Source organism: Neobacillus sp. PS3-12 (assembly GCF_030915385.1).
GTDB lineage: Bacteria > Bacillota > Bacilli > Bacillales > Cytobacillaceae > JAEVLT01.
Genome location: NZ_CP133268.1, coordinates 712,336 through 734,418, shown reverse-complemented (window position 1 = coordinate 734,418; position 22,083 = coordinate 712,336). Strand labels below are relative to the sequence as shown.

The 22,083-nt window shown below is 37.6% G+C and carries 24 protein-coding genes and 1 pseudogene; 23 read left to right on the top strand and 2 right to left on the bottom strand.

Annotated features, from left to right (window positions below; genetic code table 11):
* Position 1: 1 nt before the first annotated feature.
* From RCG17_RS03785 to RCG17_RS03720, 14 genes and pseudogenes are all read left to right on the top strand, one after another.
* A pseudogene (locus RCG17_RS03785) lies at positions 2-1,103 on the top strand (toxic anion resistance protein).
* Between the two features lie 19 nt (positions 1,104-1,122).
* On the top strand, positions 1,123-1,728 hold the full coding sequence (locus RCG17_RS03780) for a TerD family protein (RefSeq protein ID WP_308173937.1): 606 nt from the start codon (positions 1,123-1,125) through the stop codon (positions 1,726-1,728).
* A 34-nt stretch (positions 1,729-1,762) separates the two neighbouring features.
* A complete protein-coding gene (locus tag RCG17_RS03775) occupies positions 1,763-2,341 on the top strand; it encodes a TerD family protein (RefSeq protein WP_308173936.1) in 579 nt (192 codons plus the stop codon).
* Positions 2,342-2,439: 98 nt separating this feature from the next.
* Complete coding sequence (thyA, locus tag RCG17_RS03770; protein WP_308173935.1) at positions 2,440-3,234, top strand: thymidylate synthase; 795 nt, start codon at positions 2,440-2,442, stop codon at positions 3,232-3,234.
* Complete coding sequence (locus tag RCG17_RS03765) at positions 3,231-3,719, top strand: dihydrofolate reductase (protein ID WP_308173934.1); 489 nt, start codon at positions 3,231-3,233, stop codon at positions 3,717-3,719. The genes thyA and RCG17_RS03765 overlap by 4 nt, the downstream gene beginning before the upstream one ends.
* A 110-nt stretch (positions 3,720-3,829) precedes the next feature.
* Entirely contained in the window at positions 3,830-4,024 is a 195-nt protein-coding gene (tatA, locus tag RCG17_RS03760; protein ID WP_308173933.1) for a twin-arginine translocase TatA/TatE family subunit, read from the top strand.
* 61 nt (positions 4,025-4,085) lie between these two features.
* A complete protein-coding gene (gene tatC, locus RCG17_RS03755) occupies positions 4,086-4,847 on the top strand; it encodes a twin-arginine translocase subunit TatC (RefSeq protein WP_308173932.1) in 762 nt (253 codons plus the stop codon).
* A 393-nt stretch (positions 4,848-5,240) separates the two neighbouring features.
* Entirely contained in the window at positions 5,241-5,765 is a 525-nt protein-coding gene (locus tag RCG17_RS03750; RefSeq protein ID WP_308173931.1) for a signal peptidase I, read from the top strand.
* Positions 5,766-5,851: 86 nt separating this feature from the next.
* A complete protein-coding gene (locus RCG17_RS03745; RefSeq protein WP_308173930.1) occupies positions 5,852-6,595 on the top strand; it encodes a hypothetical protein in 744 nt (247 codons plus the stop codon).
* 26 nt (positions 6,596-6,621) lie between these two features.
* Complete coding sequence (locus RCG17_RS03740; protein ID WP_308173929.1) at positions 6,622-7,473, top strand: hypothetical protein; 852 nt, start codon at positions 6,622-6,624, stop codon at positions 7,471-7,473.
* 49 nt (positions 7,474-7,522) lie between these two features.
* The gene (locus RCG17_RS03735) at positions 7,523-8,191 is read left to right on the top strand and encodes a hypothetical protein (RefSeq protein ID WP_308173928.1); all 669 of its coding nucleotides are present in this window, start codon (positions 7,523-7,525) and stop codon (positions 8,189-8,191) included.
* Between the two features lie 168 nt (positions 8,192-8,359).
* Positions 8,360-9,208, top strand: a complete 849-nt coding sequence (locus RCG17_RS03730; protein WP_308173927.1) for a DegV family protein — start codon at positions 8,360-8,362, stop codon at positions 9,206-9,208.
* 85 nt (positions 9,209-9,293) lie between these two features.
* A complete protein-coding gene (locus tag RCG17_RS03725) occupies positions 9,294-9,896 on the top strand; it encodes an SCO family protein (RefSeq protein WP_308173926.1) in 603 nt (200 codons plus the stop codon).
* 46 nt (positions 9,897-9,942) lie between these two features.
* A complete protein-coding gene (locus tag RCG17_RS03720; RefSeq protein ID WP_308173925.1) occupies positions 9,943-10,587 on the top strand; it encodes a YpmS family protein in 645 nt (214 codons plus the stop codon).
* A gap of 26 nt (positions 10,588-10,613) precedes the next feature.
* Here RCG17_RS03720 and RCG17_RS03715 read toward each other — a convergent pair whose 3' ends face one another.
* Positions 10,614-11,987: an RsmF rRNA methyltransferase first C-terminal domain-containing protein gene (locus tag RCG17_RS03715; protein WP_308173924.1), complete on the bottom strand. Its 1,374-nt coding sequence runs from the start codon at positions 11,985-11,987 to the stop codon at positions 10,614-10,616.
* Between the two features lie 109 nt (positions 11,988-12,096).
* The gene (locus RCG17_RS03710) at positions 12,097-12,687 is read right to left on the bottom strand and encodes a DUF4397 domain-containing protein (protein WP_308173923.1); all 591 of its coding nucleotides are present in this window, start codon (positions 12,685-12,687) and stop codon (positions 12,097-12,099) included.
* Between the two features lie 213 nt (positions 12,688-12,900).
* Here RCG17_RS03710 and msrA point away from each other — a divergent pair, with 213 nt between their 5' ends.
* From msrA to gabT, 9 genes are all read left to right on the top strand, one after another.
* A complete protein-coding gene (gene msrA / locus RCG17_RS03705) occupies positions 12,901-13,392 on the top strand; it encodes a peptide-methionine (S)-S-oxide reductase MsrA (protein ID WP_374120941.1) in 492 nt (163 codons plus the stop codon).
* The gene (msrB, locus tag RCG17_RS03700; RefSeq protein WP_308173921.1) at positions 13,382-13,816 is read left to right on the top strand and encodes a peptide-methionine (R)-S-oxide reductase MsrB; all 435 of its coding nucleotides are present in this window, start codon (positions 13,382-13,384) and stop codon (positions 13,814-13,816) included. The genes msrA and msrB overlap by 11 nt, the downstream gene beginning before the upstream one ends.
* A gap of 239 nt (positions 13,817-14,055) precedes the next feature.
* Positions 14,056-15,522, top strand: a complete 1,467-nt coding sequence (locus tag RCG17_RS03695) for an NAD(P)/FAD-dependent oxidoreductase (protein WP_308173920.1) — start codon at positions 14,056-14,058, stop codon at positions 15,520-15,522.
* Positions 15,523-15,611: 89 nt separating this feature from the next.
* Positions 15,612-16,589: a S66 family peptidase gene (locus RCG17_RS03690; protein WP_308173919.1), complete on the top strand. Its 978-nt coding sequence runs from the start codon at positions 15,612-15,614 to the stop codon at positions 16,587-16,589.
* 130 nt (positions 16,590-16,719) lie between these two features.
* On the top strand, positions 16,720-18,066 hold the full coding sequence (locus tag RCG17_RS03685) for an aspartate aminotransferase family protein (RefSeq protein ID WP_308173918.1): 1,347 nt from the start codon (positions 16,720-16,722) through the stop codon (positions 18,064-18,066).
* Complete coding sequence (locus RCG17_RS03680) at positions 18,059-18,760, top strand: CoA transferase subunit A (RefSeq protein ID WP_374120894.1); 702 nt, start codon at positions 18,059-18,061, stop codon at positions 18,758-18,760. Before RCG17_RS03685 ends, RCG17_RS03680 begins: the two co-directional genes overlap by 8 nt.
* Positions 18,745-19,410: a 3-oxoacid CoA-transferase subunit B gene (locus tag RCG17_RS03675; protein WP_308173916.1), complete on the top strand. Its 666-nt coding sequence runs from the start codon at positions 18,745-18,747 to the stop codon at positions 19,408-19,410. The genes RCG17_RS03680 and RCG17_RS03675 overlap by 16 nt, the downstream gene beginning before the upstream one ends.
* A gap of 23 nt (positions 19,411-19,433) precedes the next feature.
* Positions 19,434-20,702, top strand: a complete 1,269-nt coding sequence (locus tag RCG17_RS03670; protein ID WP_308173915.1) for a peptidase — start codon at positions 19,434-19,436, stop codon at positions 20,700-20,702.
* A 14-nt stretch (positions 20,703-20,716) separates the two neighbouring features.
* Complete coding sequence (gene gabT / locus RCG17_RS03665) at positions 20,717-22,051, top strand: 4-aminobutyrate--2-oxoglutarate transaminase (RefSeq protein WP_308173914.1); 1,335 nt, start codon at positions 20,717-20,719, stop codon at positions 22,049-22,051.
* The last annotated feature ends 32 nt before the right edge of the window (positions 22,052-22,083 follow it).

Genomic DNA, 22,083 nt, shown 5'->3' with positions numbered 1-22,083 from the left:
GATGAATCTTTCACCAAACCCATCTACAGATCAAATTTCCTCTAATCTTGATGAACAACTTACGGAAACGAAGGTATCGGATATTAAGCTGGCACTTCGGAAAGAGCCGGAGGTACAAAACCTGGTTCGCACTATTGATGAGCGGGACCAAATTCAAGTCCTGCAGTTTGGAAAAGACGGCAGAACAGATATCAAGGTTTTCCGATCAAATTTTGCGAAACATGCGAACAACTAAAATAGAAGACTCAGGCGAACTGTTAAAACAGCTTGGTCGGATCATGGATAAATTTGATGCGAAGGACTTTGAGAAAACTTCTGGCGGTATTTTTGGAAAGCTTTTTAAAAAAGGCGAAAAAGTGATCGATAAGCTTTTTGGGAAATATCAAACAATGGGTAGTGAGATTGATAAGGTCTATGTTGAAATTTCTAAATATCAGCAAGAAATGGTTCAATCCACAAACATGCTTGAGCAAATGTACGAACAAAACTATCAATATTATTTAACATTGGAGAAATATATTGTTGCAGGCCAAATGAAGGCAGAAGAATTAAAAACCAAGCAACTTCCGCAGTTGGAATCACGTGCAGCAGGCGGGGACCAGCTCGCTTCGATGCAGCTGGATACATTAAAAAATGCGATTGAGTTAATGGAACAAAGAATATATGACTTAGAAATGGCTAAAATGGTTTCCTTACAGACGGCACCACAAATTCGCTTGCTGCAGCGGGGAAATACAAAGCTAATTGGAAAGATTAATTCTGCTTTCGTGACAACCATTCCGATATTTAAAAATGGATTAATTCAAGCAGTAGCAGCAAAAAGACAAAAGCTTGTTGCTGATTCAATGAGCGAGCTGGATCGCCGTACCAATGAAATGCTCTTGAGAAATGCGCAAAACATTTCCCAGCAGAGCGCAGACATTGCTCGACTCGCTGGAAGTCCTAGCATTAAAATTGAGACCATCGAAGAATCTTGGAATATCATCATTAAAGGAATGCAAGAAACACGTGCAATTGAGGAGGAAAATAAGCGTTTACGTGTAGAAGGGACTAAACGTTTAGAACAGCTTCAAGAAAACTTTAAAAAAATAAAACAACAATAAAATAGTGGGGTGAATGAAAATGGCAATTAATTTGCAAAAAGGGCAAAGAGTCGATTTAACGAAAAGCAATCCAGGACTTTCAAAAATCTTGGTTGGATTAGGCTGGGACCCTGTTAAAAGTGGCGGAGGCGGCTTTTTAGGTTCGCTGTTTGGCGCAAGCACACCTAATATTGACTGCGATGCTTCTGTCTTAATGCTTGGTGAAAATGACAGGCTCCAAAATAACCATGATGTTGTCTATTTTGGCAATCTAAAGAGCAGGGATGGCAGTGTCCAGCATTCCGGAGATAATTTGACAGGTGACGGCGATGGTGATGATGAACAGATTTTTGTTGACTTAAGCAAAGTACCTGCCAATATCCATAAGCTTGTCTTTGTAGTAAATATTTATGATTCGGTAAAAAGAAGGCAGCATTTTGGGATGATTCAAAACGCATTTATACGAATTGTAAATCCTGCAAGTAATCAAGCGATGCTCCATTATAATTTGACCGATGATTATAGTGGGAAAACATGTCTCATTGCCGGTGAACTTTATCGTCACGGAAGTGAGTGGAAATTTGCTGCAATCGGTAATGGCACGAATGCTGCAAGCCTTGGAGAGGTAGTACGTTCATACAGTTAAATATTAAATTATGATTGGTTATGAGGTGAAATTTGTGGGCATTAACTTATCAAAAGGACAAAGAATCGATTTAACTAAAACGAACCCCGGACTAATAAAGGTGATTGTCGGTCTTGGCTGGGATACCAACAAGTATTCAGGCGGACAAGACTTTGATCTTGATGCCTCCGCCTTCTTAACGGATGCGAATGGGAGTGTAACCCAAGATATTGACTTTATTTTTTATAATAATTTAGTTCATCCTTCTGGCGGGGTTGAACATACCGGAGACAATCGGACCGGTGAAGGGGAAGGTGATGATGAACAAATTAAAATTGATTTTTCAAAGGTTCCATCACATGTTCACCGGATTGCCATTACAGTGACTATCCATGATGCGGAGTCAAGAAGCCAAAACTTTGGACAAGTTTCTAACTCCTTTGTAAGAGTTGTGGATGAAGACAAAAATAGTGAAATACTTCGTTTTGATTTAGGAGAAGATTTTTCGGTAGAAACAGCTGTTGTTGTCTGTGAACTTTATCGGCATAATGGGGACTGGAAGTTCAGTGCAGTTGGCAGCGGCTTTTCTGGCGGGCTGGCCGCACTCTGTCGCAATTTCGGTTTAGAAGTTTAAAGTTAAATTAAGGCTGCTGGAATTGTTTCTGGCAGCTTTTTTAGTTAAAATAGAAAAATATGAAATAAAGATTAATTAAACATATAGGGGGACCTAAATTGCAACAATATCTTAATTTATTAGAAGAAATCTTAGAAAACGGGGTTGAAAAGAGTGATAGGACGGGAACAGGAACAATCTCGGTTTTTGCCCGTCAGCTTCGATTCGACTTACAAGAAGGATTTCCGCTACTTACTACAAAAAAACTCCATATAAAATCTATTCTTCACGAATTATTATGGTTTTTAAAGGGAGACACAAACATTAAATATCTAAAGGAAAATGGAGTTTCAATCTGGGATGAATGGGCCGATGAGAATGGAAATTTAGGGCCTGTTTATGGTTCTCAATGGAGAAAATGGGAGACAAAGAGCGGAGAATTTATCGATCAAATTGAACAAGTAGTAAATGAAATTAAAGAAAATCCGAATTCAAGGCGGCTCCTTGTAAATGCGTGGAACGTCGGAGAAATTGAAAATATGAAGTTACCTCCCTGTCACTATGCTTTTCAGTTTTATGTTGCAGATGGTAAGCTTTCGTTAATGTGGCAACAAAGGTCGGTAGACACTTTCCTAGGTCTTCCTTACAATATTGCAAGTTATGCGTTTTTAACATATATGGTAGCTCAACAATGTGATTTAGAAGTTGGTGAATTAATTTTTTCTGGTGGGGATGTCCATCTTTATCTAAATCATCTAGAACAGGCAAAACTTCAATTGTCACGTGAACCAAAAAAATTGCCTCAACTTGAAATAAAAAGAAAACCAAATTCCATTTTTGATTACAAATATGAAGATTTTGAAATTAAAAATTATGATGCACATCCACATATTAAGGGAGCCGTTAGTGTATGATTTCTTTTATTGTCGCTATGGACGAGCTTAAAGCAATTGGAAAAAACAATAATCTTCCATGGCATCTTCCAGAAGATTTAAAGTTTTTTAAAAAAGTTACAATGGGGCATCCGATTGCAATGGGGAGAAAAACTCATGAATCAATTGGAAGACCGCTACCAGGGCGTGAAAATATCATCATTACCCGAAATCCTGATTTCCAAAGTGAAGGATGTACAGTCTTTCACTCCGTTGCCGACTTTGTAGTGTATTGTCGTCAAAGTGAGGAGGAAGTTTTTGTTATTGGGGGTGCGGAAATCTTTAAAGAAACATTTGAATTTGCAGACCGATTGTATATTACCAATATTCATCATGAGTTTGAAGGGGATACTTTTTTCCCTAAATTTGACGAAACGAAATGGGAACTAAAATCTCTTGCTAAAGGGACAAAAGATGAAAAAAATCCATATGATTATGAATTTTGTCTTTATGAACGAAAAAAGTAAATAGGCTTGTTTGCATCATGGATTGATTTCCTGTACTGTTATATATAAATTAACATAAAGATAGTAACAATCAAGATTTCCTTAATCCTAAGTGGAAGGAAGGTATATTCATGTTTTCGAATATTGGCATTCCAGGCCTGATTTTGATTTTAATTTTGGCATTAATCATTTTTGGACCTAAGAAGCTTCCTGAAATAGGCCGTGCATTTGGACAAACTTTAAGAGAGTTTAAAAAATCAACTCGTGAAATAGCAGATGATGTTATGAAAGATTCAGACGAGGATCACAAGACCATTAAAAAATAAGGTGTAAGAGATAAGCTTACACCTTTTTTTGTAACACTAGGATATTGGCAGGGGATGGGAAATGGAAGAAAAGGAATTACAGTTAACCGAACACTTAGCGGAATTGCGAAAAAGGATTATTATTTCCGGACTTGCATTTATCGTTTTTTTTATTGTCGGTTTTATCTATTGTGAAGATATATATAAGTGGTTTGTAAAAGATTTGGATGTAAAGCTATTGGTTCTCGGTCCAAGTGATATTATTTGGATTTATTTTATGCTTGCAACAGTTGTAGCAATTGTCGGAACCATTCCGGTCCTTGCCTTGCAAATTTGGCTATTTGTTAGACCTGCATTACTTCCTTCAGAACGAAAAATTACACTTACTTATATTCCGGCACTATTTTTTCTATTTATCATTGGTCTTGCATTTGGTTACGTTGTCATTTTTCCAATGGTGTATAAATTCCTTGTACACCTGGGTGGTAACATGTTTGTTACAAGTTTTACGGCAGATCGGTACTTTCGCTTTATTATGAATATGACTCTGCCATTCGGTGTTTTATTTGAATTGCCGATTGTGGTTATGTTTCTCACATCTTTGGGAATTATTAACCCTTATGTATTAGCCAAAGTTCGAAAATATGCTTACTTTGTATTGGTTGTAATCGCCGTTGTCATTACTCCTCCAGACTTTATGTCCGATTTTGTAGTTACCATTCCATTATTACTGTTATATGAAATTAGTATCAATTTATCAAAGACTGTTTATAAAAGAAAGTTAAAGAAGGAACGTGCAGAGTATTCGGAAGCAGCTAGCAATAAACCAGCCGAAAAATGTTGAATAATGGAGATATGATGCAGCCTTAGGGGATTCCAAACTCCTAAGGCCTTTTTTTTTATAGAATTAAACAGCAACCAAGCTCTCATTTAATAAAAAAATCCCCTAAAAAGTGAGTTAACTCGTCAAGGATTTATTCATTTCTCTTTTTTATCCAAAAAAACAACAAGGTTTTTAAGTAAAAAAACCCAAAACGTTCTTAATAAAAAACAAATATAAGAAAATAGGAGAAAAAGGGAGCGAATCGGAAAAAACGCCACAAATATAGGAGTTTTTGCTACTTTTTAGGATTTTTCATATTGCCTTTCGTAGCATATATTATAATCAAATAGTTCTATAAAACGAACGAATTTATACCAGAAAGAATACTTTCGAAGTAGACAAGGAAGTGGAATAGTGAAAACGAATATTAGGGTTTTTACGAGTATAATATTTTTTTTCGGAATTAGTTTACTACTGACGATGGTTTTTTATTTTATCCAAGCAAAAGGCAATATTGAAAAAGTACCAAGTATTTTAGGCTATCGGGCACTTACTGTCTTGTCTAATTCGATGCAGCCGATTTTTTCTGCAGGGGACATTATATTAATAAAAAATAATCAGGAACCAAAAGTGAACGACATCATTACATATAAACATCCCGACGGAATTTTGGTATCACATCGGGTAATTCAAATAGTTAAAAAAAATGGAAGAACTTTGTACAAAACAAAAGGAGATAACAACAACGTTGATGATCACATATTGATTCCTAGCAAAGATATCTTAGGGATTGAAAAAATGATTATTCCAAAAGCGGGATTTGCGGCAAAATTTGTATCAAGTCCAATTGGAATTTCTACTTTTGTTATTTTCCCAATATTTGCATTATTAGTGATTTTAATTTTTGAAAAATTGGATCTAATACCAAAGGGACAATAATCGATAGATAGGGGGAGAAGGCCAATGAAAACATAGAAATATATAAAGTTTCATAGTCTAAATAAGAATAAAAGGGAGAGTTATAAATGAAAAACATCAAAAAAGCATTAATTGGAACAGCACTCGCAGGATCTCTTATCGCTGGGGCAGGATTTGGTACATATTCTTGGTATACAGCAGAAAGTCATGCCACAGGGTCAATCCAAACTGGAACATTTGGTTTAAGCCAAATGGGATCGCTATTTGATCAAAAACAATTCACTCCATCGCAAGTCATATTTAGTGATGCGCAGACAATTGAAAATACTGGTTCACTTCCACAAATTTTAAAAGCAACCTTTACACATAAAGTAGATAAAGCTAATTTATCAAAATATAAAGTAGGGTATATTGCGTATAAGTTTAAGGCTAACCAACCAAGTGATGTTCCGCCGCAAACGAAAGATAAACTTCAGGCTGTTCTGGATGGAACTTCTAATTTCGTTGAAAGTAATGCGCCAGGTCCAAGATTAAAAAGTGCTGCATCATCAAACGTTGAAACGGACCAAGGTGTTCTAGACGGGCAGCAGCTGCAAAGTTTGTCAGCAAAAACGGCAAATAAGCAGGGAGCAATGGAGAAAACCATTATGATTGGTAATGGAGACAAACAAAATTTTTGGAAATTGAAGAAAAATGAACAAATAGTTATTATCTTTGCAGTTAAACTTAGCGAGAATGCAGGAAATGAATATCAAGGTGTAAACTACCAAGCTTCATTTGATGTGGAGGGTAAACAAGTTGACAGTGGAGCACAATATCAATCAGAGATTAATGCAAATACAGTTAAGTAGCAAGTACTCCAGGGCAGTTAATGTTAATGAATGAAATTAACTGCTCTATTTTTTTAAGGAGGAATTATGGAAACCAGGTTATTAAAATACAAAAAAAAAATAGAAGAACGAAGTTTATATTAAATCTTGTACTATCAAGTTTCATTATTTTAATCTGTTCAATAACAATTCTGAGTAAAATTCCTGGTACCTATGCTTGGTTTGAGACAAAGTCATCAGCAGTTGGGGTAATACAGAATGCAAAGACAAGTGATTTAGTAGAAATTCAAGTGGGGAATATCAAATATATAGGGCAGTGTAAAGTAAAGACAACCCTTAGTGTTAGGAATATCTCCAAAACAGATATTCCTTTAAAGATTCAATTAGTTAACATTTACAGCAAGGATAAAATTGTTTCGGATATTACTTTACAAGGGAACTCAAAATACACTACTGACCCTACAGTGATCAATTTGAACAAGGATCAATGCAGTAATAATAACATTGAATATCGGGTTATTGGATATAACGGTTATATCAATGAAGTGATCCCAATTCAACTGAATTTGCAGAAATTACAGGAATCATCAACAAGTCTTGATAAAAATCAAGTGAATGTGAACAATGTAACACCATCGCCAGTACAAGGCATTGAAAATAATAACACGACAAAAAGCGAAACTGCCATTGAAGGAACAGGTCCTGTTAATAATTCTTCACCAGTGGCCGTTAACGGTACTGCAAATGGCCAATCATCTATAGGTGCTGCCACAAATGGTATTCAACAGGATCCACCAGATGCAGGTACTACGGTTAATAATTCAACTTCAACATCTGTTGATACATCCGGCATTGGAAGTCAAACTCAGGGAACAGAGTCTGCACTGACACAACCATAAATAACATCTAAATTACGTTTATGGTTTTACTAAATTCAAGGAGTTCATTATGAAATATAATATGAAGATTGTTTTTTTTATAATAATCCTATTCAGTTTTGGTATTTGTTCCCCGTGGGTTGGCAAAGGATTTGCTGATCAGCAAGAGGTTGAAATTACAACAGTTCCAGAAAACCAATTATTTTCGTTGGAAAATCTTGCCCCTGGTCAAGTTGAAGAAAAGAACATCATTGTCCAAAATATTGCTAAACAAGACTTTCATTATCAAACATTTGTAAAATATAAAATGGGGTCTAAACAACTGTACCAAATGCTGGATCTAACAATCATGACTAATGATGGAGAAATTCTTTTTCAAGGTAAGTTAAAGGATTTTTCAAGCTTAAAAGGGCGGACCATTGAGAAAAATAAGGATGAGGGGTTAACGATTAAGATAGGATTACCTAGTGTAGCGGGCAATGAATTTCAAGGTTTAGACTGTGTGGTAGATTTTCAATTTCTAGCTGACAGTGAACCTGCCATCTCAAACACAAATTCGAATACCATCACTAATTCAAATTCTAACGTAAGTAATGATAACGCATCATTGAGACCAGATCTGCCAAACACGGCAACAAATATTTATAATTATATTGCTGCAGGAACGTTTCTGATTGTGATAGGTTTCCTTTTAAACGTTTATTTTACTAAGCGGCAAAAATTTGAAAAAATTGACTAATTTCTTTAAGTGGTTTTAAACAACCAGCAATCGAACAAAGCTGGTGAATGAATACTGAAATGATAGGAGCGCCAGATTTCTGGTGCTCTTTTTACATTAAAAGATTTATATCCATAATCAAGGAAAATCGATATAATACAAGGATAGAGATTTGTAGGAGTGAGTAAATTGAACAAAATTAAAATTGTTACCGATTCCACCATGGATATGTCTGAAGAAACACTTTTAAAATACGAAAATGAAATTGATGTTGTTCCATTATCGGTAACAATAAATGGTGAAACATTTTTGGATCGAGTACAATTAAGCCCTGCTGATTTTATAAATAGAATGCGTTCTGCTAATGAATTGCCGAAAACTTCACAACCATCACCAGGGGCTTTCCTGGAAGTATACAATCGATTAGGGGCCGAAGGGTATGATGTTATCTCCATTCATATGACGGGAAAAATGAGCGGTACAGTAAGGTCAGCCGAGGCTGCTGCACGAATGGCAAATGCGAACGTTACGGTTATTGATTCTCAATTCGTTTCGAAAGCACTATCATTCCAAGTAATAGAGGCTGCTGAAATGGCGAAGCAAGGAAACGGCAGAGATGAAATTGTAAGTCGTCTTGAAGCGATCCAAAAAAATACACGATTGTATGTAATGGTAGATACACTTGAAAACCTGGTAAAGGGTGGAAGAATTGGAAAGGGAAAAGCATTTCTTGGGTCTTTAATGAATATCAAACCGATTGCCTCACTGGAGGGTGCAGAGTATCATCCTGTGGCAAAGGTCCGCAGTTATTCTCAGGTAATAAAGTACCTTGTTAATCAATTTATGGAAGACGTAAAGGGAGCGACGATTAAAAGGGTAGGCATTGCCCACGCTGAAAGCTTTGAACTTGCGGTAAAGATAAAAGATAGAATCATAGAATTAACAGGTTTTAATGAGATCGAAATTGATTATACGAATTCAATTGTCAGTACACATACTGGACCAGGTGCAATCGCACTCATGTATTTATTTGAGTAATATAAAAAGTGGGTAATCTTTAATCTCCCATCATTTCTGCTTATTTCTTTCTTCTTTGTCTTTAATTTGTTAAAATATTCAGAGAATGGAAGAAGAGGGATGTGTTGGTATGAAGTACAAAAAAGTATATTTGTTCTTAATTATTAGTATTCTACTATTATCAGCATGTGGGCAAAACGATATTAAAGATGCTCTAAATTGGCCGGTAAAAAATTTTACCTATACAGATCAGAATAACAAACAATTTGGATCAAAGGATTTGAAAGGTAAAATTTGGATATCTGATTTTATTTATACTAGCTGTACTGATATCTGTCCGCCAATGACGGCAAATTTGGTGAAACTGCAAGAAATGATTAAGCAAAAAGGTTTAAAAAACGTTGAATTTGTTTCATTTAGTGTAGACCCAACCGTCGATAACCCGCAAGCATTACAGGCTTTTGCCAAAAAATTTGGGGCTGATACAAAGTCTTGGACGTTTTTAACGGGTTATTCTCAAAAAAGTATTGAAAATTTTGCTTTAAAAAATTACAAAACTTTAGTGAAAAAGCCAGAAACCGGTGATCAAGTTATTCATGGAATCGATTTCTACTTGGTAGGACCTGACGGAAAAATAAAAAAGGAATACCCAGGAATCAAAGATGTTCCATTTGACCAAATCATTAACGATATTAAAACCCTCCAATAGACCTCTAAAAATGGTCTATCTTTTTTTATAATTAAAGGAGATCGTTTTGAATTGTTTATCGAGTGATATACTAAAAACTGGCTGCTGTAATACCATAAGAGGAGATAAGATAAATGAAAAACAAATGGAAGCTTGGTTTCTTTGTTTTATTGGGAATAGACCTTCTTATTGTCATGATCATCATGTTCTTGGTCCTGACACCGGCAAAAAACAGGATATATCCAATGAACAAGAAACAGCTGGTGATGATGTCCCTTTTTATGTGCAATCCAATAAAGAAGATTTAAATAAGCTTATTAATTATTACTTAAAAAAGGAAGCCAATCCTTCACCAGTTGATTACCAAGTTAATCTGGGGAATGAAGTCGAAATGGAAGGGACGATTCCCTTTCTTAGCGAAGAATTAAATATGAAACTTACCTTTGACCCAGAGGCACAAAAGAATGGTGACCTAGTCTTAAAACAAAAGAAAATCTCCTTAGGACGCTTGCATTTACCTGTGCCATATGTTCTTAAGTTGATTGAGGACAATTATAATTTACCAACAGGTGTTGATATCAAACCCGATCAGAAAATAGTATACATAAACATGCATAAATTCACATTAAAAAATAATACCAAGGTAAAGGTAGATCAGTTTGATTTGAAACAAAATAAGATTGCATTTACTATTTTAGTTCCAGTAAAATAAGGCGCCAAAAGAAGGCACCTTATTTTTTATATACTTTTTATTCGTAACCCCTTAGGGTAGAAATTTTTTAGAATGCCTTTTGCTTCTTTCCCCCATCCAAGCGGATAGCCGTCAATCGTAACCAGTGTCCAGCCACGGTCGGCTCCTGTTGTAATAGTTTCTCCTTTTAAGAAATGAATCCATTGATCATCTTTAGAGGACAAATTAAAACAATGTTTAATTTGTTCTTTTTTTAAGGAGAGGGCAAGGGCATGATTTGGTTCAAATCGGTTTTTTTTCAATTCTCCGAGATGGAGTCCCACTCTGAGAACCCGCAACCCTTGAAAGCTTGGACAATAATTGGGGAGTGCGTATAATTGCTGGTTGAAAAGAAAGAAGTTTTCAAAAGAATGATTGACAAACGTTTCATTGCTGAATTGTTGGAAATCCTTTAGTTGCCCTTTTCCAAAGTTAGAACCTGCAGATGTGATAGCGGAAACTTCAGCTGAGCTGGTCTTTTTCAATTTCGCAACAAAATGTCCTTCACCTTGTAGCTTATGTGGCCATAATCTAGCAACCTTAAGAAGGTCCTCCCTCTTAGTGGTTGACCATTCGGGTCTTCCATCTTGGATTCCCTCAGGCTTTATGATTGATTGTAATTCCATATCTACATACTTGTTTAAAAAAGCTTCAATCGTTTGTTCATTTTCTTCAGGTGAAAAAGTACAAGTTGAATAAACGAGGATACCATCTTTTTTTAACATTTTAAAGGCCGAATCTAATATGTTTTGTTGCTGCCTTGCGCAGGAGTTAACATGATCCTGACTCCAATAACGAATTGCTTCTTCATCCTTTCGAAACATTCCTTCACCAGAGCAAGGGGCATCAACGAGAATTTTGTCAAAATAGCCTTGAAATCTTTCTGCGAGACGTTCTGGTGTTTCATTCGTAACCAATGCATTTGTTATTCCAAGACGTTCAATGTTTTCCGACAGTGCCTTTGCCCTTTTGGTGTTAATTTCATTGGCGACTAAAAGCCCTTCTTGATCCATCATTCCCGCAAGTTGCGTGGTTTTTCCCCCAGGCGCGGCACATAAATCCAATACCCGATCACCCTTCATCGGTGCTAACTGTTCTGCAATAAACATTGCACTTGGTTCTTGGATATAATAAAGTCCTGCCGCATGAAATGGGTGTTTTCCCGGCTGGTCAGTATCTTGCTGATAATAGTATCCTGTATGTACAAATGGGACTGGTTCCAATTTAAATGGTGATAATTTTTCAAAATCAGATTTTGAAATTTTTAATGGATTAAATCGTAATCCGCTCTGTTTATTTTGATTATATGTAGCAAAGAAGTTTTCTGCTTCATTGGCAAATAATTGCTTAAATTTAGCAACAAATTCTAATGGCAGCTCCATTTTGCCTGCTCCTCTCACCCTTCATACAAACATGATTATTCTGTACCGTTTTATTGTTGTCAAGGAATATATGAAAAAAAACTCCAGACAATGGAGTTAATTTTGAAGGTCAATCAATGATTATTATAATGGAAAACTCCTTTTTCGAACCGACTAATACAATCGTACAGGCTTCGTTTGCTTTGAATTTTAGTTTTGGCATTGGAAGAATCACTTGCTTGCTGCCTGCAGTTCGTAATTCAAGATCAACAGTCATGGGTGTTAACCCCAAATAGTCTGTAACTTGTTGAAAAGCAATATTTTCGAATACAACATCACGATCTTTTACTGCAAAATCAATCGTAGGCAGTTCGGGTGCTAAATGAAGAAAACGCATTTTTGCTTCCCCAAAAGGAACCTTCGGAAAGTTATGAACCATGTAAAGCTCAGTTTCTTCCCCCTTTCCAACAAGTACAAGAGTATAGATTTGATCATTTTGGATGATAATGTTGGTGCTTAAAAGCTTATTTTTACGGTCGGTACTTGAAAGAATATCAATCGTGTATGTTCCTGGCAAAAGCGAAACATAGTTGCTTACACTTTGAAAAGGAAGCCAATCTACAACCAATTCCTTATTTATAAACACATCGACATATTGGGTATCGCTAACCGCCTGAAGAAAGCGGATGTTTGCCTTATTTTGCAAATCCTTCTCAGCCATTGACCTCACCCTAATTTTGTTGTCTATCATATAGTATTCCAGATTCTTACTTCTCGTGCCTAACATCCATTCAATACAAATAGCAAGTAATAGGCCTTTCAAATTTAAAAATGGAGGATTATTCTGTATACTTATATTTATTCCTATATAAGAGGTGACAAAGTGGAAAACAGAGTTGAAAAAGCCATTTTTGCGGGCGGATGCTTTTGGTGCATGGTAAAACCATTTGATACTCAGCCTGGTATAATAAAGGTAACTTCTGGATACACGGGAGGTACTATTGAAAATCCAACATACCAACAAGTATGTTCAGGGACAACAGGTCACTATGAAGCAGTCGAGATTACCTATGATCCAGCCATTTTTCCATTCGAAAAACTGTTGTCATTATTTTGGCAGCAAATAGATCCTACAGATCCTGGCGGCCAATTTTACGACCGCGGGAAGTCCTATCAAACAGCGATATTCTACCAAAATGAGGAGCAAAAAAAGCTTGCGGAAGAATCAAAACAACGTTTGGCGGAAAGCGGCAGGTTCTCAAAACCAATTATGACCCCGATCTTGCCTGCGATGAAATTTTATCCTGCGGAAGAATATCATCAGGATTATTATAAAAAAAATCCGACCCATTATGAATCCTATCATGTAGGTTCTGGACGTGCCGGATTTATTAAAACAAACTGGGGGGATTTGCTTGGAAAATAAAGATTTATCACAATTAAAAAAAGAATTAACACCGATACAGTTCGAAGTTACACAAAATAGTGCCACAGAGCCTCCGTTTCGTAATGACTATTGGAATGAAAAGCGGCCGGGTATCTATGTGGATATTATTTCGGGAAAACCACTGTTTACATCTTTAGATAAATTCGATGCTGGTTGCGGCTGGCCAAGCTTTACAAAACCTATCGAAGAGGATGAAATTATTGAAAAAACGGATTTAAGACATTTTATGGTTAGAACGGAAGTAAGAAGTAAAACAGCTGATTCCCATTTGGGCCATGTTTTTAATGATGGACCGGGACCAACACACTTGCGCTACTGCATTAATTCTGCCTCATTAAAATTTATACCGCTAGAACAGTTAGAGGAAGCAGGCTATGGGGAGTTTAGGAAGCTGTTTAATTAAATATACCGTTTATGATGATCCCATCCAAAAACGCTCGCAAACGAGCGTTTTTTTGTGTAAATTAAATACACGAACATTAATTATTAAATCACGTATATAGTTCGTAATTTCTTTTGACTTTTTGGAATGTAAGTGCTATATTTAGCAATGGAAATTTGAAAAACCACAAATTTAGTAAACAAAAATGAAACTTATAAATGAGAGAATATGATGAATAAACTTTTTGGAGGAACTGGACAATGGAAACGAATTATGATGTGGTCGTGGTTGGGGCAGGCCCAGCAGGAATTTTTACTTGCTATGAACTTACACTTAAAATGCCCAATGCAAAGATATTATTAATTGATAAAGGGCACGATATTTATCGGAGAAATTGTCCAATACTACAAAAGAAAATTGAGAAATGCCCAGCACCTGCTGGAAAGAAAGATTATGCAGGTTGCCTGCCAGCCTGTTCGATTACGAATGGCTTCGGAGGGGCAGGAGCCTATTCAGATGGAAAATTTAATATCACAAGCGAATTTGGCGGCTGGATGACAGACTATTTGCCTGATTCACAAGTAATTGAGCTAATTCGTTATGTTGATGAAATTAACCTTAAGCATGGAGCAACAAATAGCATTACCGATCCGCTGACAGATAAAGTGAGGGATATTGAACGCAGGGGTTATGCTGCCGGCTTAAAGCTACTTCGAGCCCAGGTCCGCCATCTAGGAACAGAACAAAATCTCGAAATCATGAAAAGTATTTACGAATATTTACAAGATAAAATCGAAATGGCCTATAAAACTGAGGTAGAGGATTTAATTACAGAAAAGTCTGCAGAAGGCTTAAAAATATTGGGTGTTCAGCTTAAAGGGGATCAAAAAGTATTTGCTGATAAAGTTGTCATAACACCTGGACGGGATGGCTCAACCTGGCTTGCAAGGCTTTTAAAATCTAGAAAACTAACGATGATTAATAACCAAGTGGATATTGGTGTACGTGTAGAAACTACTAATATTGTCATGCAGGAAATTAACGAAAATTTGTATGAAGGAAAATTTGTATTCAATACATCCGTTGGAACTCGGGTCAGAACTTTCTGCAGCAACCCTTCCGGCCATGTTGTAGTTGAAAACCATTCAGGAACTATGCTTGCAAATGGGCATGCCTATCGCGATCCAAAGTTGGGCAGTCCGAATACAAACTTTGCTTTGCTTGTTTCCCATACTTTTTCTGAACCGTTTGATAAACCAAATGAATTTGCCCATGCGATTTCTAAATTGGCAAATGCCCTATCGAATGGCGGATTGATTGTTCAAAAATACGGCGATCTCTTAAAAGGAAGGAGATCGACTGAAAAACGTATTAAAGAGGGATTTGTTGAACCAACATTAAAAGAAGCGGTACCGGGAGACTTAGGTCTTGTATTACCATACAATACCTTAAAAAGTTTGATTGAAATGACGGAAGCATTAAACCATGTTACACCAGGGATTGCATCTGAGCACACGTTATTCTATGGTGTCGAGGCCAAGTTCTATTCAGCCCGCCCAAGGTTAAATGATCGTTTTGAGACGGAAATAAGCGGTTTATATGTTGGCGGGGATGGTGCAGGGATTACACGCGGCTTGGCACAGGCCAGTGCATGTGGTGTTTGGATTGCCAGAGACATTATTGAAAAAACTAAAACTAGCCGACAAATGGAAACTGTTAATGCATAAGCCCGCTTTTAAAGCGGGTTTTTGTCTCGTCTACCCACTGAATATTTTTCTGGTAAAATAGATTTATTGAGAAAAAAGAAGGTGAACCTATGCTGCCAAACAGATTAGCTCCTGGTGATGAAATTAGAGTCATTGCCCCATCAACGAGCATGGCATTAGTAAAAGGAAAACAAGTAGAATTTGCAATTGAAAGGTTAACCAGATTAGGCTTTCAAGTAACGTTCGGAAAAAACACCGATAAACATGATGAATTCTTTAGTACCTCTATTGAACAAAGATTGGAAGATTTACATGAAGCATTTCAAGATCCCAATGTAAAAGGGATTTTAACCGCTCTTGGCGGATACAATGCCAACCAGCTATTAAAATACATTGACTTTCATTTAATAAAAAAGAATCCGAAGGTTTTTTGCGGCTATAGTGATATAACGGTTTTAAATGCTGCTATCTTTCAAAAAACAGGCTTAATCACCTATTCTGGTCCTCTTTTTTCAAGTTTTGGGATCAAGTCTGGTTTTGATTACACGCTCCAATCCTTTTTAGATGCAGTAACCAATGATGCGCCATTTGATGTTATTCCATCTCCAACCTGGAGTGGTGACCCATGGTATTTGGAACAAGAAGACAGGACATTTATTGAACAAGATGGTTACTTGGTGCTGAATGAAGGTTCCTCAACAGGTACGTTAATCGGCGGAAACTTAAGTTCATTGAACCTTTTACGGGGAACGGAATATATGCCCACACTCGCAGATTCTATTCTTTTTATTGAAGCTGATGAAGAATCACATATCTATGACTTTGATCGTCAACTACAATCGCTTCTTCATTTACCTGAAGCGAAAGGAATCAAAGGAATTCTTATCGGCAGATTTCAAAAAAATTCCAATGTGACAGAAGCAGGCTTAAAAAAAGTCATATCCAGTAAATCTGAGCTAAAGAATATTCCTGTGATTGCCAATGTCAATTTCGGACATGTTCAGCCAATTGCAACCATACCTTTCGGTGCGAAAGCATACATTTCCGCAGGAACTGAAACGAAGATCACAATTGAACAAGTAGGCTAGAGCAGACACTAAAAACGTGTCTGCTTTGTCTTTTTATATTGTGCCAAAATTATAACGAAAGAATATATATATCCCTTCATACACTTTAGTATACTATCCTCGTTCATTTGGTGAAGAAAGGGCGTGGACCATGGAAAAAACTTTTTTAATTAAACCAATTCTGGATGAAGTTTACCCAATGATAGATTATGGGAAGGGTGTTTATTTATACGATACGAGCGGAAAAAAATATTTAGATGCGGCCTCTGGGGCTGTTACTGCCAATATCGGTCATGGAGTTCCCGAAATTATTGCTAAAATGAATGAACAGGCAAAAAAAGTATCGTTCGTGTATCGGTCACAATTCACAAGCAAGGCGGCAGAGAGTTTGGCCAAAAAAATAGCTGATATTTTACCAGGAGATTTAAATTGGTCATTCTTTGTCAATAGCGGTTCAGAAGCAACAGAAACAGCCATGAAAATGGCTATACAGCATTGGCAGGAAAAAGGAGTTAAGACGAAAAATAAGATCCTTTCAAGATGGGTCAGTTATCATGGAATTACATTAGGAGCATTGTCAATGTCTGGTCATACCCTTCGCAGGGCAAGGTTCGTTCCCCTGCTTGAAGATTTTCCTGTTATTCATCCTCCCTATTGTTACCGCTGTCCATATGGGCTAGAGCCGCAAAGCTGCGAAAACAGCTGCGCTAAGGAACTCCAAACTGCTATTAACCGAATCGGTGCCGAGCAGATTGCAGCATTTATTGCCGAACCGATCATCGGTGCAGCTGGTGGTGCCATTACACCACCAAAAGATTATTACAAAGTCATCAAAGAAATCTGCGACAAGAATGATATTTTGTTTATTGCCGATGAAGTGATGACCGGATTTGGAAGAACTGGCTCGACGCTTGCATTAGAGCAATGGGATGTGGTGCCAGATATTGTTGCATTGGGGAAGGGAATGGGAGCTGGTTATGCACCAATTGCTGCTGCTGTAGCAACTGAAAAAGTAATGGAACCGATTCTTGCAGGAACGAAATCTGTGATGAGCGGACATACTCTAAGCGCAAACCCTCAGTCTTGTGCAGTATCTTTAGCAGTAATCGAATATCTTGAAAAAAATGATACGATTAAAAATGTCGAACCTAAAAGTACTTATTTATTAAAAAAGTTAAAGCAGCTTAAAAGCAAATTCTCGTTTATCGGGGATATCCGTGGAAAAGGTTTATTACTGGGAATTGAATTTGTCAAAGACCCAACAAATAAAAATCCGTTCTCCAGGAATGAAAATGTTACTCAAAAAATTATTATGATTGCCAAGGAACAAGGGCTCTTGCTATATCCTGCCGGTGCCGGAATTGATGGCATAAACGGTGACTCCATTATTATTTCTCCCCCATTGACGATTTCCCAGTGTGAGATTGAGGAATTGATCACCCTTTTAAATGAAACTTTCAAAACTTTTTCAGCCAGTTTGACAGGTGGAGGTGCTTAAAATGGCAAGAACCATCAATAAAGTAACCTCAATCGATAGGATTATATCTTTTTTTCATAATGGTATGTCTTTAATGTTTGGAGGGTTTGGAGGTGTTGGTTCGCCTCCGACTTTAATCGATGCAATTATTGAAAAACAAGTAAAAGATTTAACATTAATCGGAAATGACACTGGTTTCCCGCATATTGGTATAGGCAAATTGATTCGGTTGGACCGAGCGTCCAAGGTGATTGTATCCCATATTGGGTCAAATCCTTATGCGGGAGAACTAATGAATGCAGGCAGTCTTGAGGTGGAGTTTTCTCCTCAAGGAACGCTTATGGAAAGAATTAGAGCAGGAGGCGTTGGTCTTGCTGCAATTGTAACAGATGTTGGCATGGAAAATGATATGGTTGCCATGAATAAACCTAAATTAGAGTTAAATGGGAAACATTATCTCGTTGAAACATCCTTAACTGCAGAAGTGTCGATTGTATATGCCAAAAAAGCAGACCCGTTAGGGAATTTGGTTTATGACAAAAGTGCCCGAAACACGAATCCCTTGGTAGCAATGGCCGGTTCCGTAACGATAGCGGAGACTGAGGAGATTGTTCCCATTGGCAGTCTTGACCCAGAAGAAATTGTAACTCCTGGTGTTTTTGTTGATTATGTCATTCCGTCAAATGGGGTGAATTGGAAATGGGCATGGGAATAGATATACGAAATCGAATGGCAAAAAGGGCGGCAGAGGAAATTCAAGAAGGAATGATCGTTAATCTTGGAATTGGGATTCCATCGCTTGTTCCCAATCATTTAGCGAATGACATGCTAGTCTTGTTCCATGCAGAAAATGGAATCGTTGGCATGGGAGCAAGTCCGTCAAAAGGGATGGAAGATGAAAATTTGTGCAATGCAGGCGGATTCCCCGTCACATTAATAAAAGGGGGATCTTATTGTGACAGCTCGATCGCTTTTGCGATGATTCGAAGAGGCCGAGTGGATTTAACGATTTTGGGATCGTTGCAGGTAAGTCAAAAAGGGGATCTGGCCAATTGGATAGTTCCGGGGAAAAAGGTACCTGGAATGGGCGGTGCAATGGAACTAGCCCAAAAGACAAAAAAAGTGATTGTTTTAATGAACCATTGCGATAAGAATGGGAAGCCGAAAATTGTACAAAAATGTACATTGCCATTAACATCAGGCACCTGTGTTGACATGATTATTACAGAGATAGCAGTATTTCAGTTTTTTGAAAAAAAGCTGTGGTTAACGGAAATATTTGAGCCCTTTGATGTAAAGGATGTTCGAAACAAGACCGAGGCTGAATTTGAAATAATGACAAAGCTGCGCAAGATTCCTTACTAACTTCTAAAAAGGAGTGAACGGAAATGTTGGAATATGAACATCTGGTAAGAAAGTGGTTGAAGGAAAATCAGACAAAAGGAATCAAACTTTTACAACTGCTTGTTCAAGAAAACAGTACCCGTGGCAAAGAAAGTAGCGCCCAGGCAATCATGATTGAAAAATGTCGTCAGCTAGGTTTACAGCTTGATATATGGGAAATTGACCATAATGAGTTAGTACGACATCCTTTATTTTTTTGTGATCGAAAGGATTTTAATGGAAATCCAAATGTTGTGGCCGTTTTAAAAGGAACAGGTGATGGAAGGTCATTAATCTTAAATGGTCATATTGATGTTGTGCCAGTCGGAGATGAACAAAATTGGAAACGCGATCCTTTTAGCGGTCATATTGAAGCCGGAAAACTATACGGGAGAGGTTCCACTGATATGAAGGGGGGAACGGTTGCCCTCCTTTTGGCCCTGGAAGCAATTATCCAATCAGGTATCCACTTAAAGGGAGATGTCCTTTTTCAGAGTGTTATTGAGGAAGAAAGCGGCGGAGCGGGAACACTTGCAACTGTATTAAAGGGGTATCGGGCCGATGGGGCCATTATTCCAGAACCTACCAATATGAAAATTTTCCCGAAACAGCAAGGATCAATGTGGTTTCGCATTCATGTAAAAGGGAAGTCTGCACATGGCGGCACACGCTATGAAGGTGTGAGTGCCATTGAAAAATCAATGATGGTAGTTCAAAGATTAGCAGAATTAGAAAAAGAAAGAAATCAAAGAATTACTGATCCTCTTTATGAAAAAATTCCAATCCCAATTCCGATCAACGTTGGAAAATTAAAAAGTGGTAATTGGCCTTCCTCCGTGCCAGATGAAGCAGTAATCGAGGGGAGGATGGGGGTTGCCCCTGATGAGACGATGGAATCTGCTCAAAAGGAAATGGAGAATTGCTTAGCCCAACTTTCAAAATATGATTCTTGGTTTCTTGAAAATCCTCCCTTTGTTGAATGGTTTGGAGCAAGATGGCTCCCTGGAAATATAGAAGAGGATCATCCATTGCAAAAAATACTATCTGAAAGTTTTCGGGATGTTAAAAAGGAGGATCCAATCATTGAGGCAAGTCCATGGGGAACGGATGGCGGTATCCTCTCAAACGTGGGGAATATTCCGGTAGTTGTATTTGGTCCGGGCATTACAGAATTGGCCCATGATGCAAATGAGCATATTGTACTTGAAGAAATGCTTCAAGCCAGTGAAATTATAGCCCTGACAATCATGAGATGGTGTGAACCTGCAAAGTAAGGAGAGTGAGATATATGGGGTTTATTAAAAGAAAAACAGCGATCCCTGGTCCAAAGGCAAAAAAACTGCTGGCCAGGAAAATAGATAATGTGCCAAAAGGTCCATTTACAACAATGGATACATTCATTGCGAAAGGGAATGGGGCGTTAATCACGGATGTGGATGGTAATTCGTTTATTGATTTTGCTGGTGCAATTGGTTCGTTAAATGTCGGACATTGTCCTCCTCGTGTTGTTCATGCTCTTCACCAACAAATTGACAAATACCTCCATCCAAGCTTTCATGTCATGATGTATGAACCCTATATCGAATTAGCTGAACAGTTGAATAGGATCACTCCAGGCACACATGCCAAGAAGAGCTTTTTTTTAAACAGTGGTGCGGAGGCTGTGGAAAATGCTGTGAAGATTGCCAGAAAATACACTGGCCGAAAGGCAATTATTTCCTTTGAAAGAGGCTTCCATGGCAGAACGTATATGGCCATGTCGTTAACTAGTAAAGTAAAACCATATAAATATCAATTTGGTCCGTTTGTTCCTGAAACCTATAAATGGCCCTATCCATATTATTATCGATCTGAATTTTCAACACCTGAACAACATGATACGGCATTACTAAATCGGTTTAAAACTTTTTTACAAGGTGAAGTCCCGCCGGAAGAGATTGCAGCTGTCATCATGGAACCAGTACAAGGAGAAGGCGGTTTTATTATTCCATCTCAAGGTTTTGTTCAGGGTGTAAAGAGATTATGCGAAGAACATGGGCTTTTGTTTATCGCCGACGAGGTACAAACAGGTTTTGGCAGGACTGGCAAAATGTTTGCGATCGAACATTTCAATGTCATTCCAGATTTAATGACTATGTCAAAATCGATTGCGGCTGGCATTCCCATAAGTGCAGTAACAGGCCGAGCCGAAATTATGGATTCTGCTAACATCGGTGAAATAGGTGGTACGTATGGCGGAAGTCCGCTTGGCTGTGCAGCGGCACTTGAAGTGATTAAGATGATTGAGGAAGAGGGATTGTTAGAAAAGGCAAATCGGATTGGTCAGCTGTTTCAGAAGCGGTTTGAGCCCCTTGAAAATTGTTATCGACAAATTGGCGAGTTTCGTCATCTTGGGGCCATGTGCGCACTTGAATTTGTGCAGGATTCCGACACCAAAGTGCCGAATAAAGAGCTAGTACAGCAAATCGTCCAAAAAGCCCACGAAAATGGCTTGGTATTAATGACAGCTGGATTATATGGGAATATCATCCGAATTTTGGCACCACTTGTGATCACCGAGGAACAATTGGTTGAAGGATTTGATGTGTTAGAAACAGCCATTAAGGATTGCTGTCAATCATAGCGAGAAAAACGGTCAACATTGAGGAGTAATGA

What these genes read in the sequence shown, in the direction of transcription:
- RCG17_RS03710 (WP_308173923.1), bottom strand. Translation starts at nt 12,687, where the DNA reads ATGGCTGAGAAGGATTTGCAAAATAAGGCAAACATCCGCTTTCTTCAG.
- RCG17_RS03735 (WP_308173928.1), top strand. Translation starts at nt 7,523, where the DNA reads ATGAAATATAATATGAAGATTGTTTTTTTTATAATAATCCTATTCAGT.
- RCG17_RS03765 (WP_308173934.1), top strand. Translation starts at nt 3,231, where the DNA reads ATGATTTCTTTTATTGTCGCTATGGACGAGCTTAAAGCAATTGGAAAA.
- tatA (WP_308173933.1), top strand. Translation starts at nt 3,830, where the DNA reads ATGTTTTCGAATATTGGCATTCCAGGCCTGATTTTGATTTTAATTTTG.
- RCG17_RS03745 (WP_308173930.1), top strand. Translation starts at nt 5,852, where the DNA reads ATGAAAAACATCAAAAAAGCATTAATTGGAACAGCACTCGCAGGATCT.
- RCG17_RS03780 (WP_308173937.1), top strand. Translation starts at nt 1,123, where the DNA reads ATGGCAATTAATTTGCAAAAAGGGCAAAGAGTCGATTTAACGAAAAGC.
- RCG17_RS03725 (WP_308173926.1), top strand. Translation starts at nt 9,294, where the DNA reads ATGGAAGAAGAGGGATGTGTTGGTATGAAGTACAAAAAAGTATATTTG.
- RCG17_RS03685 (WP_308173918.1), top strand. Translation starts at nt 16,720, where the DNA reads ATGGAAAAAACTTTTTTAATTAAACCAATTCTGGATGAAGTTTACCCA.
- RCG17_RS03690 (WP_308173919.1), top strand. Translation starts at nt 15,612, where the DNA reads ATGCTGCCAAACAGATTAGCTCCTGGTGATGAAATTAGAGTCATTGCC.
- RCG17_RS03675 (WP_308173916.1), top strand. Translation starts at nt 18,745, where the DNA reads ATGGGCATGGGAATAGATATACGAAATCGAATGGCAAAAAGGGCGGCA.
- RCG17_RS03715 (WP_308173924.1), bottom strand. Translation starts at nt 11,987, where the DNA reads ATGGAGCTGCCATTAGAATTTGTTGCTAAATTTAAGCAATTATTTGCC.
- RCG17_RS03695 (WP_308173920.1), top strand. Translation starts at nt 14,056, where the DNA reads ATGGAAACGAATTATGATGTGGTCGTGGTTGGGGCAGGCCCAGCAGGA.
- msrA (WP_374120941.1), top strand. Translation starts at nt 12,901, where the DNA reads ATGGTAAAACCATTTGATACTCAGCCTGGTATAATAAAGGTAACTTCT.
- gabT (WP_308173914.1), top strand. Translation starts at nt 20,717, where the DNA reads ATGGGGTTTATTAAAAGAAAAACAGCGATCCCTGGTCCAAAGGCAAAA.
- RCG17_RS03740 (WP_308173929.1), top strand. Translation starts at nt 6,622, where the DNA reads ATGAATGAAATTAACTGCTCTATTTTTTTAAGGAGGAATTATGGAAAC.
- RCG17_RS03670 (WP_308173915.1), top strand. Translation starts at nt 19,434, where the DNA reads ATGTTGGAATATGAACATCTGGTAAGAAAGTGGTTGAAGGAAAATCAG.
- tatC (WP_308173932.1), top strand. Translation starts at nt 4,086, where the DNA reads ATGGAAGAAAAGGAATTACAGTTAACCGAACACTTAGCGGAATTGCGA.